The organism is Brevundimonas sp. TWP2-1, from assembly GCF_049897645.1.
GTDB lineage: Bacteria > Pseudomonadota > Alphaproteobacteria > Caulobacterales > Caulobacteraceae > Brevundimonas.
This window is the reverse complement of sequence record NZ_JAFCWR010000001.1, coordinates 2,048,144-2,059,884: the sequence shown is the minus strand read 5'-3', so window position 1 is coordinate 2,059,884 and position 11,741 is coordinate 2,048,144. Positions and strand designations below refer to the sequence as shown.

Annotated in this window: 13 protein-coding genes, 2 tRNA genes and 1 rRNA gene; 7 read left to right on the top strand and 9 right to left on the bottom strand. The window is 64.6% G+C overall.

The window, feature by feature from the left end; translation table 11 throughout:
- Nucleotides 1–269 precede the first annotated feature (269 nt).
- Nucleotides 270–384, top strand: a 5S ribosomal RNA gene (gene rrf / locus ACP7BH_RS10190).
- A 93-nt stretch (nucleotides 385–477) separates the two neighbouring features.
- Nucleotides 478–554 (top strand) — tRNA-Met (locus ACP7BH_RS10185).
- Between the two features lie 216 nt (nucleotides 555–770).
- Here the strand turns inward: ACP7BH_RS10185 and ACP7BH_RS10180 are convergent.
- The 6 genes from ACP7BH_RS10180 to ACP7BH_RS10155 form a co-directional block, all read right to left on the bottom strand.
- The gene (locus ACP7BH_RS10180; protein WP_425981398.1) at nucleotides 771–932 is read right to left on the bottom strand and encodes a hypothetical protein; all 162 of its coding nucleotides are present in this window, start codon (nucleotides 930–932) and stop codon (nucleotides 771–773) included.
- A 122-nt stretch (nucleotides 933–1,054) separates the two neighbouring features.
- Nucleotides 1,055–1,396, bottom strand: a complete 342-nt coding sequence (locus tag ACP7BH_RS10175; protein WP_425981401.1) for a hypothetical protein — start codon at nucleotides 1,394–1,396, stop codon at nucleotides 1,055–1,057.
- A gap of 163 nt (nucleotides 1,397–1,559) precedes the next feature.
- Nucleotides 1,560–3,593, bottom strand: coding sequence for a TonB-dependent receptor (locus tag ACP7BH_RS10170; protein WP_425981404.1), 2,034 nt, complete (start codon nucleotides 3,591–3,593; stop codon nucleotides 1,560–1,562).
- Nucleotides 3,594–3,773: 180 nt separating this feature from the next.
- Nucleotides 3,774–3,850 (bottom strand) — tRNA-Arg (locus ACP7BH_RS10165).
- 184 nt (nucleotides 3,851–4,034) lie between these two features.
- Entirely contained in the window at nucleotides 4,035–4,829 is a 795-nt protein-coding gene (locus ACP7BH_RS10160) for an SDR family oxidoreductase (RefSeq protein WP_425981407.1), read from the bottom strand.
- A complete protein-coding gene (locus ACP7BH_RS10155) occupies nucleotides 4,826–5,131 on the bottom strand; it encodes a 4a-hydroxytetrahydrobiopterin dehydratase (RefSeq protein ID WP_425981410.1) in 306 nt (101 codons plus the stop codon). Before ACP7BH_RS10155 ends, ACP7BH_RS10160 begins: the two co-directional genes overlap by 4 nt.
- 148 nt (nucleotides 5,132–5,279) lie before the next feature.
- Here ACP7BH_RS10155 and ACP7BH_RS10150 point away from each other — a divergent pair, with 148 nt between their 5' ends.
- The 5 genes from ACP7BH_RS10150 to ACP7BH_RS10130 are packed head-to-tail and all read left to right on the top strand — an operon-like array spanning nucleotide 5,280 to nucleotide 9,671.
- Nucleotides 5,280–5,981 carry a Crp/Fnr family transcriptional regulator gene (locus ACP7BH_RS10150; protein ID WP_425981412.1) on the top strand — a complete coding sequence of 234 codons (702 nt, stop codon included), beginning with the start codon at nucleotides 5,280–5,282 and terminating at the stop codon, nucleotides 5,979–5,981.
- A 52-nt stretch (nucleotides 5,982–6,033) separates the two neighbouring features.
- A complete protein-coding gene (locus ACP7BH_RS10145) occupies nucleotides 6,034–6,822 on the top strand; it encodes a class I SAM-dependent methyltransferase (RefSeq protein WP_425981415.1) in 789 nt (262 codons plus the stop codon).
- The gene (ubiB, locus tag ACP7BH_RS10140; RefSeq protein ID WP_425981418.1) at nucleotides 6,810–8,390 is read left to right on the top strand and encodes a 2-polyprenylphenol 6-hydroxylase; all 1,581 of its coding nucleotides are present in this window, start codon (nucleotides 6,810–6,812) and stop codon (nucleotides 8,388–8,390) included. Before ACP7BH_RS10145 ends, ubiB begins: the two co-directional genes overlap by 13 nt.
- 14 nt (nucleotides 8,391–8,404) lie before the next feature.
- Nucleotides 8,405–8,875: a hypothetical protein gene (locus tag ACP7BH_RS10135; protein ID WP_425981421.1), complete on the top strand. Its 471-nt coding sequence runs from the start codon at nucleotides 8,405–8,407 to the stop codon at nucleotides 8,873–8,875.
- Between the two features lie 55 nt (nucleotides 8,876–8,930).
- Nucleotides 8,931–9,671, top strand: coding sequence for a hypothetical protein (locus tag ACP7BH_RS10130; RefSeq protein WP_425981424.1), 741 nt, complete (start codon nucleotides 8,931–8,933; stop codon nucleotides 9,669–9,671).
- A 21-nt stretch (nucleotides 9,672–9,692) separates the two neighbouring features.
- Here ACP7BH_RS10130 and arfB read toward each other — a convergent pair whose 3' ends face one another.
- The 3 genes from arfB to ACP7BH_RS10115 all read right to left on the bottom strand — a co-directional run bounded on the left by arfB (nucleotide 9,693) and on the right by ACP7BH_RS10115 (nucleotide 11,410).
- Nucleotides 9,693–10,094, bottom strand: coding sequence for an alternative ribosome rescue aminoacyl-tRNA hydrolase ArfB (arfB, locus tag ACP7BH_RS10125; protein ID WP_425981427.1), 402 nt, complete (start codon nucleotides 10,092–10,094; stop codon nucleotides 9,693–9,695).
- Nucleotides 10,091–10,561: a YaiI/YqxD family protein gene (locus ACP7BH_RS10120; protein ID WP_425981430.1), complete on the bottom strand. Its 471-nt coding sequence runs from the start codon at nucleotides 10,559–10,561 to the stop codon at nucleotides 10,091–10,093. Before ACP7BH_RS10120 ends, arfB begins: the two co-directional genes overlap by 4 nt.
- Nucleotides 10,562–10,651: 90 nt before the next feature.
- The gene (locus tag ACP7BH_RS10115; protein ID WP_425981433.1) at nucleotides 10,652–11,410 is read right to left on the bottom strand and encodes an SDR family oxidoreductase; all 759 of its coding nucleotides are present in this window, start codon (nucleotides 11,408–11,410) and stop codon (nucleotides 10,652–10,654) included.
- Nucleotides 11,411–11,741 lie beyond the last annotated feature (331 nt).

Genomic DNA, 11,741 nt, shown 5'->3' with positions numbered 1-11,741 from the left:
GGAAGTGGGGCGACCCATGAAGCTTACTGGTACTAATAATCCGATCGGTTTGATCGTTTCTCAGCAAAACTCATTCGATGATTGCTCCTTGACCGAAGCAATCTCAGACAATGTCTTCTTCTCATCCTTGTTCAAGCTAACGCGCTAGCACTGTTTGAACTTGGATGATGTTCTTGCTCGCTCTATCGGCCCTAGGACTGATTCAGAGCGGTCGGCCTCAAGCGCGCAAGCGCGATAGGCCCAGCAAGACATCATGTGTGCTTGGTTGACCTGGTGACTATGTCGGAGGTTCCCCACCCGATCCCATTCCGAACTCGGTCGTTAAGCCCTCCAGAGCCAATGGTACTTCGTCTCAAGGCGCGGGAGAGTAGGTCGTCGCCGGGTCTACCAAGCACACATGATATCTGCCCTAACGCGCTTCGCGCGACTTGACGGCATCTTCTCGAACCGTTCTTCCTTCACGACACTACCGTTTGCCGCGGGATGGAGCAGCCCGGTAGCTCGTCAGGCTCATAACCTGAAGGTCGTAGGTTCAAATCCTACTCCCGCACCCAACGATTTGACCCGCTATTCCAATAGGATAGCGGGTTTTTCTTTGACCAAATTCCGCGCCCCAAAACCACCCGTAGAAGCCACGTGGAAACATTCAGAACCCAGGCGTGGAAGCCACGTCGAAACATTCAGAGCGCAAACCAAGGCACAACGGGGCTTTGGATCACGATCCGGAGAGGCTGGTCGGGGCAGGCGAAACCTAGTCGCAGGCTACGGATCTAGATGCCGCCGCTCTGCTTGATCACAAAGACTATGAGCGCAATGCACACGACTGCAGCGACGCCGATCGCGAGCGCGATCAGGCGAAATGCGCCCTTGGTCGGCTTGTCCGGCCCATCTTCGTAGCCGATAGGCGTTTTTCGCGGTTCTTTTTCGGTCATGGAGCTCACAACGCGCCAGCCGTCGGAAAGTCTGTGGTGCATCGATAATAAGGAGGTCGTCGCCTTCGACGCGGCAGCTGCACGGTGGGTCAAAGGGATGCTTTGGAGCATCGTGGCTGGCCTTAAGCGGGACAGGTTTCGCCCGGCACAGGGGCGCCGCCAGGGCGTTCGAAACCCTCGTCGCCCAGTTTGGCTTCCCCCTCCTTTTTATTGGTGCAGCGCGCGAGCATTGGCCCAGCCCAAGCCCGCGTGATCTGCGGATTTGAACGATACCCGGTCGGGTCGGTGCTCAGTTTTAGGTTTCTGTTTGAATTACGCTCATTGACGCCTTTGATGATCGGGACGTCGAACGTATCGGCGATACGCTTCGCGCTGTTCAACTTGGTTGGCGCACTGACCTGGGCGGGGATCTTGGTCTGTCTAGGGTCGCGTTCGGGACGGCGATCGAACATGTCTTCCGACATCTGCCCGTCCACATTCACCTGACGGCGGTCGTCGCCGTTGCGGTCGTGCTGTTGGTCGGTTCTGGCTTTGGCGAAGGGTCAGCCGCAGCCGGATTGTCAAAGTCGTTTGAGTGTTCAGAAACCCGGTGAGCGGGGAGAGCCGCCCACCGGAGCTATGTTGCGATCAGAAGCGGTAGGCGACGCCGACGCGCAGATTACGGCCGGGAAGCGGGGCGATGTCCTTGAGGAAGGAGACGTGTTCGCGGGCCTCCTCGTCGGTCAGGTTCCGCGCCTCGGCGAACAGGGTGACGTTCTGCTGGCTGAAAGGCCGCACCGCCACGGAGGCGTTGACCAAGGTGTAGTCGTCGGTCGGCAGTTCGAAGGCGTTGGCGACGCGGTCTTGTTCGCCGACGTGACGAACCTCGCCGCTGACATCGAACTTGGTCGAGGTCCAGGCCAGGCGGCCGGTGACGGAATAGGGCGGGATCCGTGCCGCCGGTCCGAAGTCGGTCTGGGCGCGGACATAGTCGGCGGCGCCTTCCAGCGACAGTTTGCGATCGCCGTCCTGCCACAGGGCATAGGCGCCCTCCAGCTCGAAGCCATAGAATTTTGCGTCGGTCTGGACGAAGCGATAGACGGGGAAGGTCTCGTTCTCCTCCTCGAAGAGGAATTCTTCGCCTGTCGGTCGCTCGTCGATGAAGCCGTCGTACCACGAGTGATAGACGTGCAGATCGCCAGTGAAGCGTCCGCGATCATAGTGGGCGGTGCCCTCCAGCGTCGTGACCTTTTCGGAGTTCAGATTCAGGTCGCCGGTCTCATAGGCGGCCGTGGCGATGTGGACGCCGTCGGCGAACAGTTCGACCTCGCTGGGGGCGCGTTCGTTATGGGCCAGGCTGAGACCCAGGAACAGGCCGGTAACCGGGCGGATGAAGGCGGCGGCCGAGGCTGACCAGTTGTCGAACTCGCGGTTCACCTCGCTGGTCCCGCCGATGGGCGTGGCGCTCAGTTCGCGCCGGTCATAGCGCAGGCCGCCCTCGAAGCCGTGGTTGCCCCGGTCCAGTCGCTGGACCGTGTAAATCCCCAGCTCGTCGATCTTGACGGTCGGGACGAAGGCTTCCTCGCCGATGGCCTCGAAGTTGCGCGACAGGGTCTGGACGCCGACGGCGCCGTTCCAGCCGTCGCGTTCGCGCTGAACCAGGTCGGCACGGCCTTCCCAGCCGTCCGAGTTGAAGATGGTGCCGGGTTCGCCCACGTCCTCGAACTCGGTGTGGGTGTAGTCGGCGTGACCGTAGGAGCCGCGAAGGGCGGCGAAGGGGCCGGCGTCGAACCGGTATTCGCCGCGCGCGTCCCAGCGCTTCTGGTTCAGTTTGATGAAGACGGATTCTTCCGCGACCGTGCCGTATTCGCTGTCGGTGTTCTTGTAGGACACGCCGGCGAAGCCCTTGTCGCCGATGTAGGACCCGCCGACGCCCCAGGCTTCCAAGTCGCTATAGCTGTTGGGCTGGCTGCCGCCGTCGCCGCGCGCGATGCCTTCGGCGGCGGCGCGCCGGGCGGAAATGGCCGGGGCGGGAATGTCGTAGTCGTCGCTCTTGCGCTTCACGCCATCGACGTTGAAGGCGAAATGGCCGCTGCCGACCGTGACGCGGCCGAAGGCGCTGCGGCCGTCATCGACGCTGGAGGCCTGGGTCGAGACGACGCCGGAAATGCCGCCCTCGGGGATTTCGGTCGGGATGCGGTTGTCCAGAACATTGACCACGCCGCCGATGGCCGATCCGCCATAGACCAGGGTGGCGGGGCCCCGGATGATCTCGATGCGGTTGGCCTCGGCCGGGTCGGTCGCGACCGCATGGTCGGGCGACACCGAACTGGCGTCGATCAGGCCGATGCCGTTGGTCAGCACCTGGACGCGCGGACCGCTGAGGCCGCGAATGACGGGGCGGCTGGCGCCTGGAGCGAAGTCGGTGGAGCGGATGCCGGGCCGGCCGTTCAACAGGTCGCCCAGCGACGTGGCAGGTGCGGTGGCCAGAGCCTGTTCGTCAACCACGTCCGTCGCGATCACCGAGGCCCGCTGGCTGATGCCATAGGGCGCGCCCGTGACGATGATGTCGCCCAATTCGGCAGGGGTAGTGTTCGTCGACTGGGCTGCGGCGGCGCCCGCCAGGACGGTGGAACCGACGGCCGCGAGAAGGAGCGAACGCGAAACGGAAGAGGGACGCATGACAGTGACCTTCGGGGAGTGAAGTCGCTGTGTTATGAGATAACATCACGAACGGTCAAGGGGCTAGCAGGCGAACGCTCTTTGATCGCCGCTTGCCTGTGACGCAGGCGAAACAGTTCTTGCGCGTCGATCTTCGTCTTGATGAGCGACTGACTTGCGATGCGGTCATGAAAAAGAAGATGGCGCACCCGACAGGATTCGAACCTGTGACCCCTGCCTTCGGAGGGCAGTACTCTATCCAGCTGAGCTACGGGTGCGCATGCGGCGTGACGCCGGAACAGGCCGCTTACAGCAAGGTGCAGGCGGCCTCAATCCCGAATGCGCGGATGACGACCGGATGGCCGCCCTCAATCACCGCCAAGGAAGGTCAACGGCCTCAAGCAGCGCGAAGCGCGATAGGCCCAAAAAGAATGCAGCAGGGCGCCGTCGCCCTGCTGCGCCCTACTGCGCCGTCATGCCGCCGTCGATCTTGAACTCGGAGCCTGTGACGAACTTCGACTCGTCCGAAGCCAGGTAGAGGACACAGTAGGCGACGTCGTCGGGCTCCCCGATCCGCTTCAGCGGGATGCCCCGCGCCAGGCGTTCGTGGGCCTTGTCTTCGTCGCCGCCGGCCATGGCGATGAAGGGGTCCAGGATCGGGGTCTTGATGAAGACCGGATGGACCGAGTTGCAGCGCACGTTCCAGTCGGCCTTGGCCGCTTCCAGAGCCAAGGTCTTGGTGTACATCCAGACGGCGGCCTTGGTGGCGTTGTAGGCGCCCATGCCGGGTGCGGCGACCATGCCGGCGATCGAGGAGATGTTGATGATCGAAGCCGGGGCGGCGGCGCGCAGGTGCGGCATCGCATGTTTGGCGCCCAGCATGACGGAGCGCAGGTTGATCTCGTACTGACGCTGCCAGTTGTCGACCGTGTCCTGTTCGACGAAGGCCAGTGGCCCGCCGACGCCGGCGTTGTTGACCAGGACCGACAGGCCGCCCAAGTCGGCGACGGCGGCGGTCACGACCCGCTCCCAATCGGCCTCGCTGGCGACATCGTGGGCATAGGCGAAGGCGGCCCCGGGCAGCTCTTCATTGATGCGGCTTGTCAGGGCGGCGGCGCGATCGCCATCGATGTCGGTGACGGCGACGCGTGCGCCTTCGCGGGCCAACATCAAGGCCATGGCTTCGCCTAATCCGCCGGCGGCGCCGGTGATCAGGACGGTCTTTCCCGCGACGCGGCCCGTGCGGGCGGCGCTCACGACTTGACGCCCATCTCGGCGGCGGCCGCGTCGATGAAGCGCGCCAGGGTCACGTCCTTGTCGGTCACGCCGTCGGCGTCATGGGTGGTCAGCAGCACCTCGACCCGGTCATAGACGTTGGACCATTCGGGGTGGTGGTCCATCTTGTCGGCCATCAGGGCGACGCGGGTCATGAAGCCGAAGGCGGCGTTGAAGTCGGCGAACTTCAGCGTCCGCGTGATGGCCGAACGGTCGCCGTCATGAGCGCGCCAGGCCGGAAAATCCTTAAGCGTTTCCGCTACGTCAAGACGAGTGTCGGTCATCGCGTTTCCTCTTTTCATCCGGCGTAAGGCGCCCGACGGATCGCGGCAAGCGGCGAGGCTGCTCTCGGAACTCATGGTCAAGCTTTCGCGTTTCAGTTCCCGTGGAGACGTCACCTTCGGGCATCTTCAGATCGTCAGCGGGGTTAAGATGGACAATCTCTGGATCGCCGCGCTGGACGCGGCCGACCGCAAGCGGATCGAACCTCATCTGAAGCAGGGCGAGATCGCGCGCGGCCAGATGCTTTATGACGCCGGCGAAGCGGTCAACCACGTCTGGTTTCCGATCAAGGGGGTGGTGTCGCTGATGACCATCCTGCCCGACGACAAGATGGTCGAAACCGCCGCCATCGGACGCGAAGGTTTGATCGGCGTGACCTGCGGACCGTTCAACGCCCGCGCCGCCAGCCGGGCGATCTCGCAACGTGACGGCGTCGCCGCCTATTGTTCCGCTGAGGTCTTCGGTGAGGCGCTGGACGAAAGCGAAAGCCTGCGCCTGGCCCTGTCGCGCTTCACCGAGGGGCTGATGGCCCAGGTGCAGCAGGCCGCCGCCTGCAACGCCCAGCACCGGCTGGACGAGCGGCTGGCGCGCTGGCTGCTGATGCTGCATGACCGGGCCGAAGACGACCGGATCGACCTGACCCAGGCCGACATCGCCGGCATGCTGGGGGTGCGACGCGCCACCGTGTCCGAGGTCGGGACGGTGCTGGAGGGCAAGGATCTGATCCAGCGAGGGCGCGGCTGGGTCAAGGTGCTGGACCGGGACGGCCTGGAGAAGGCGTCGTGCGGCTGTTACGGCCTGATGCGCGACGTGATGAAGGATCTCAAATTGCCGCAGCCGCAAGCCGCCTGATCCGGTGTCAGATCGGGTGACGGGACCGCGACGACGCGCTAGACGGTGACCCATGACAGACGCCTCCTCTCACGGCCCGCATTCGCAGGGTGACCGTTCCTCCTTCGGCTTCCGCGACGTGGACGCGCGCGAGAAGGTCAAGATGGTGCGGGGGGTCTTCGATTCCGTCGCCTCCAGCTACGACGTGATGAACGATCTGATGAGCGTCGGCGTCCACCGCATCTGGAAGGACATGGCCGCCGCCAAGCTGAACCCCCGTCCGGGCGAGACCATACTGGACGTGGCCGGCGGCACCGGCGACATGGCGCGACGCTATTCAAAGATGGCCCGCGCGGCTCAGGAGCGGCGCGGCGGCGAAGACGCCAATGTGATCGTGCTGGATTATAATACCGAGATGATCCTGGCCGGGGTCCACAAGGGCGGCGAGCCCGAGATGAGCTGGTCGGTCGGGGATGCGATGAACCTGCCCCTGCCGGACGCCTCGGTCGACGCCTATTCGATCAGCTTCGGCATCCGCAACGTGGCCCATATCGACAAGGCCCTGACCGAGGCGCGTCGCGTGCTCAAGCCGGGCGGGCGGTTCCTGTGCCTGGAGTTCTCGCGTCCGACGACCAGCCCGATCCGCAAGGTCTATGACGCCTGGTCCTTCCACGCCATTCCGCGCATCGGCGGCTGGGTGGCCAAGGATCGCGACAGCTACCAGTATCTGGTCGAGAGCATCCGCCGCTTCCCCGACCAGGCGGCCTTCAAGGGCCTGATCGAGGACGCCGGCTTCCGCCGCGTGTCCGTGACCAACCTGTCGGGCGGGATCGCCGCCATCCACCACGGGTGGGCGATCTGACCAGCAGGATCTATCGCACGGCCCCGCCGCCGCCCGCCACCGTCGCGGTGCATAATCCCGTGGCGGCCTTTCTGCGCCTGCTGGGCTGGCTGTGGGTTCTGGCGCGCCATGACGCCCTGATCCCGCGCGAGGCCAACCCCCTGCTGCCCGTCTGGGCCCGTCCCTTTGCCCGCGCCGTGCAGATGCTGTCTGGCCGCGACGGCCGTCAGGGCCGGCCGGGCCAGCGGCTGGGCAAGGCGTTCGAACATCTGGGGCCGGTGGCGATCAAACTGGGTCAGGTCCTGGCCACCCGCGCCGACATCTTCGGCCTGCAGTTCGCGCGCGACCTGGGCCGGTTGAAGGACGCCTTGCCGCCCTTTCCGCTGGAAGAGGCGCGGCGCGAGATCGAGAAGTCGCTGGGCCGATCGGTCGAGAGCCTGTTCATCGACCTGAGCCCGCCGGTCGCTGCCGCCTCCCTGGCCCAGGCGCACCGGGCGACCCTGGCCGACGGTCGGGCCGTGGCGGTCAAGGTGCTGCGGCCGGGGGTCGAGCGCCGGGTCGCCGACGGTCTGGACGCCATGCGGTTGGGCGCCGCTCTGGTGTATCGGCTGGTTCCCCTGTCGCGCCGGCTGGAGCCCCAAGCCTTCGTCGAAACCATCGCCAATTCGATGGATCTGGAGCTGGACATGCGGCTGGAAGCCGCCGCCGCCAGCGAAATGGCCGATGTCATGGCCAAGGACGGCTATATGTCCGCCCCGGCCGTCATCTGGGACGGGGTGGGCAAGCGGGTGCTGACCCTGGAGTGGGCGCAGGGCGTGCCCATGACTGATCCGGCTCTGGCGGACCTGCCGGGCCTGGACACCGATCTGCTGGCCGACAATGTGGTGCGCGCCTTCCTGGTCCAGGCCCTGGACCACGGGGTGTTCCACGCTGACCTGCACGAGGGCAATCTGTTCGCCAGCGCCCCGGCCCATTTGACCGCCATCGACTTCGGTATCGTCGGGAGGCTGGGCCCGGCCGAGCGGCGCTATCTGGCCGAGATCCTGTGGGGCTTCATCTCGCGGGATTACGACAGGATCGCCCGCGTCCATTTTGAGGCCGGCTATGTGCCCGCCCACCATTCGGTCGAGACATTCGCCCAGGCCCTGCGCGCGGTCGGCGAGCCGGTGATCGGCCGGGCCGCCAGCCAGGTGTCGATGGGCCGGCTGCTGGGCCAGTTGTTCGAGATCACGGCCCTGTTCGACATGCGGCTGAGGCCAGAGCTGATCCTGCTGCAGAAGACCATGGTCTCGGTCGAGGGGGTGGCGCGTCGCCTTCAACCCGACCACGATCTGTGGAAGGCGGCCCAGCCGGTGGTCGAACGCTGGATCCGCCGCGAGCTGGGGCCCCAGGCCCAGGCCAGAGACGCCTTGAACGAGATGATCGCCGCGGCCCGCGCCATCTCGCGCCTGGTGCAGGAGCCGCCGCGTCCGGCGGCGGTGGTCATCGAAAAGTCGGGAACTCCGGCTTGGCTGACGGCTTCAGTCACGGTCGCGGTTCTCGCGGCCCTGACGGCCCTGGGCCTCTCGCTCTGGCCCTATCTGTCCTGACCGGAGCTTTCGCTATGAAGCCGACCCTGATGAAGACCACCCTGGCTGCCGCGCTGCTGCTTGCGCCTGTTCCCGCCTTCGCCCAGTCCGCATCAGCCGGCGCCGTGCCGAACGCCTTCGACCGACCGGCCCAGGCGCCGACCGCCCCGGCGCGTCCCGCTCCCGCAGCGAGCGCTCCGGCCCAGGCGCCCGACATCGCCCGTTCGGAGGAGGCGTTGCGCGCCGTGATCGCTTCCGCCCAAGGGACCGGATTCGACTATTCGGACTTCACGACCAATCTGGGTACCCAGATCCGCCAGCAAGAGGCCCAGATGGCCCCGCTCATCAAGGGCTTCGGCGCGGTCAAGACCGTCGAATACGTCAAACAGGAAGGCGAGGCCCAGATGTTCAAGGTCACCTTCGACAACCAGGTCACCGAATGGCTGATCGGCTTCGACGCCGAGGACAAGATCGCCGCCTTGCTGTTCCGCCCAGCCGAAAGCTGATCTTTATAGACATTTCATTGTCTTCTGTGATCATTGGCGTGGATCCGGAGGGGCGATGAAAGTCTTTAATTTGGGCCTGATTGCCGCCGTCTTGGCTGCGAGCGCCTCGGCCGAGGCTCAAACCTATGTCCAAACCCATTGGGAGACACCTCCTGACAGTGAGTTAACTAGCTCTCTTGTGCCGACCTTTGCGGCCTGGATGGGAATTAGCGGCACCGTCACGCTTCAGTGTCGAGCGGATCAGGACGGTCATCCATTTAACTGCCGCGTGCTTTCCGAAACTACGCCTGGGCTGGGCTTCGGAGGGGCGGCTCGGTTGGTTGCCGCCAGTGGTGTCATCAAGGCAGCGCGTCTTGACGGACGGATCGTTGCGGGTTCCTTCCGCACCCGTGTCAATTTCAGCGTAGAGGATTTTGAGTCGCCTTCGACGCAATGGACAGGGCGCCAGCCGACTCCCGAAGCTTTGGCCTTGGCGACACAGATCACGTCTCGCATGGATGACCCTACAAAAGACGAATGGGACAAGCTGGAGGGTCTTGATCATGACCGACGGGTCGTTGTGTCGGGCTGGCTGGATGAATTGCTACCGCTGACTGACACGCAAGCGAGGCAGGTGAGAACCATTCAACTGGCTCGGCTGTTTGGTGAAGACGATCTTCGGCGCATTCTGAACGGCGAAAAAGTCGAGATGCCGTCAGAGAAGGAGTTTCTAAGGGCCTGTCCCGAGCCGACGCCACGGGAATTGGCGGCGATGAAAGAGCTTAGACGTCGGTACTGCAATCGGTATGAATGTTGAACGCCTGCTTCCGGGAGACGGTCAGTCAATCAAAGGCTTGTTCCGGCCTGATTTGATCGAGCCGCGGCTGGTCTTGGCCTTCAGCCGTCGCTCCTTCGACGCCTTGGTCGGGCGGGTCGGGACGCGGAAGACCGGGCGGATCGAGGCCTCGTCCACCATGGCCTGAAGCCGTTCCATGGCGTCGGCGCGGTTGCGCTCCTGGGTGCGGTGGCGGACGGCGGTGATCAGGATCACCCCCTCCAGCGTCAGCCGACTACCGGCCAGCTTCATCAGCCGCGCCTTGACCGGCTCGGTCAGGGAAGGGGAGTTCTTGACGTCGAACCGCATCTGGACGGCGGTCGAGACCTTGTTGACGTTCTGGCCGCCCGGTCCGCCGGCGCGGTAGAAGTGGAACTCCAGCTCGTCCTCGGGAATGGTCGTCATGTCTGGCTCGGGGGCGCCGCCTTGCGCGCCTTGACCACGGCCTGGTCCAGGGCCTGGAGGAAGCGCGACCGGTCGGCGGCAGAAAACGGCGGCGGGCCCGAGGTGGCCACTCCCATCGACCGCAGATGCTCGCCCACCATCCGCCCGGCCAGGGCCGAACCGATCGAGTCCTGGGTGAAGGCCTGTCCGTTGGACTTCAGCGCCTGAGCCCCGGCCTTCAGGCAGCGGTCGGCTAAAGGGATGTCGGCGGTGATGACCACATCGCCGACACCCGCCCGTTCGGCGATCCAGTCGTCGGCGATGTCAGGCCCGGCGTCCACCACCACCTGCTCGATCAGGGCCTCGCGCGGGACCTGCATCCAGCCGTTGGAGACCACATAGGTCTTCAGCCCATAGCGCCGCGCCACGCGATAGACCTCTTCCTTCACCGGGCAGGCGTCGGCGTCGATGTACAGGGCGGTCGGCATGGGCCTGACCTAGCGCGGACAGGGGCGGGTCGTCGAGCGTGGGGTGTGACGCCAAGCGGACGTTGGGGGTGTTAGTGGAGGATGGCCCGGCTAACCTAACCGCACCGATACTCCGCCGTCCACCAACATGGGGCTCCCTGTCATGAAAGACGAACGGTCGCCCAGCAGGAACAGCGCAGCTTGTGCGATCTCTACGGGTTTGGCCATTCGCTTCATAGGGTGCAACCCCGCTACATAAGCCAGGACATCGGGGTTTCCCTCACCCCCCATCTGAGTCACGGTCCCGCCGGGAAGCAGTGCATTAACTCGAACATTCGCCGCCGCGTGGTCCGCCCCTAAGGATTTTGTCAATCCGATCAACCCGGCTTTGGAAGCCGCATATGCGGCCATGCCCGGCAGGCCGCCATTACTGAAGCCGACGAACGATGAGGTAAAAACGATTGAGCCTCCGCCGTGCCTCGCCAAGACCGGAATTTGTGCCTTGGCAGCTAGGAACGCGCTGGTCAGATTGGTGGCGAGCACATCATTCCAATCGAATAGGTTCATGTCGGCTACGGGGACCATGGCTCCGACTGAGCCAGCGTTGTTAAACGCCCCATTGAGCGCGCCAAACTCGCTTAGCGCCTGATCCACTAGCGCCTGAGCGTAGCCCTCATCCTGGACGTCGCCGGCGAGCCACACCGCTTGCCCGCCTGCACCGTTAATACGGTCCGCGATCCCCTTGAGATTTGAGTCGCGGCGCGCGCTGAGAACAAGCTTGGCGCCCTCGGCCGTGAATAGCTCTGCGGCCGCTTCGCCAATGCCGCTGCTTGCGCCAGTCACGATGATCGTCTTGTCTTTCAATTCCATAAGCATTCTCCAGCGATGCGCTAACCTGGCCTGCGAGTTCGACCAGCTCTGCTGCTAGCAACAGGTCATCATTCGGTCTGGCGCGTTTCGGCCATGCAATGTTGATCGCCGCCGAAGGGCGCAGGGCGATGTCGCCCCAGAGTCCGCACTGGTCCTTGCTCAGCGGACACTCCGAATGAGTCCTATGGGTGATCTGCGAAATCCGCATCTGATCGGAAAGCAAATCTTGGCGCGCCTTCCCGTCCCATCCCCGCCTTGCGGGGAGGGGACCGCTAAGCAGTACAGGGGGGGGGGGACGCCGCAGAGGCGCCGGTCTTGCGGACGCACCCCT

What these genes read in the sequence shown, in the direction of transcription:
- ACP7BH_RS10180 (WP_425981398.1), bottom strand. Translation starts at nt 932, where the DNA reads ATGACCGAAAAAGAACCGCGAAAAACGCCTATCGGCTACGAAGATGGG.
- ACP7BH_RS10175 (WP_425981401.1), bottom strand. Translation starts at nt 1,396, where the DNA reads ATGTCGGAAGACATGTTCGATCGCCGTCCCGAACGCGACCCTAGACAG.
- ACP7BH_RS10170 (WP_425981404.1), bottom strand. Translation starts at nt 3,593, where the DNA reads ATGCGTCCCTCTTCCGTTTCGCGTTCGCTCCTTCTCGCGGCCGTCGGT.
- ACP7BH_RS10155 (WP_425981410.1), bottom strand. Translation starts at nt 5,131, where the DNA reads ATGACCGACACTCGTCTTGACGTAGCGGAAACGCTTAAGGATTTTCCG.
- ACP7BH_RS10150 (WP_425981412.1), top strand. Translation starts at nt 5,280, where the DNA reads ATGGACAATCTCTGGATCGCCGCGCTGGACGCGGCCGACCGCAAGCGG.
- ACP7BH_RS10145 (WP_425981415.1), top strand. Translation starts at nt 6,034, where the DNA reads ATGACAGACGCCTCCTCTCACGGCCCGCATTCGCAGGGTGACCGTTCC.
- ACP7BH_RS10135 (WP_425981421.1), top strand. Translation starts at nt 8,405, where the DNA reads ATGAAGCCGACCCTGATGAAGACCACCCTGGCTGCCGCGCTGCTGCTT.
- ACP7BH_RS10130 (WP_425981424.1), top strand. Translation starts at nt 8,931, where the DNA reads ATGAAAGTCTTTAATTTGGGCCTGATTGCCGCCGTCTTGGCTGCGAGC.
- arfB (WP_425981427.1), bottom strand. Translation starts at nt 10,094, where the DNA reads ATGACGACCATTCCCGAGGACGAGCTGGAGTTCCACTTCTACCGCGCC.
- ACP7BH_RS10120 (WP_425981430.1), bottom strand. Translation starts at nt 10,561, where the DNA reads ATGCCGACCGCCCTGTACATCGACGCCGACGCCTGCCCGGTGAAGGAA.
- ACP7BH_RS10115 (WP_425981433.1), bottom strand. Translation starts at nt 11,410, where the DNA reads ATGGAATTGAAAGACAAGACGATCATCGTGACTGGCGCAAGCAGCGGC.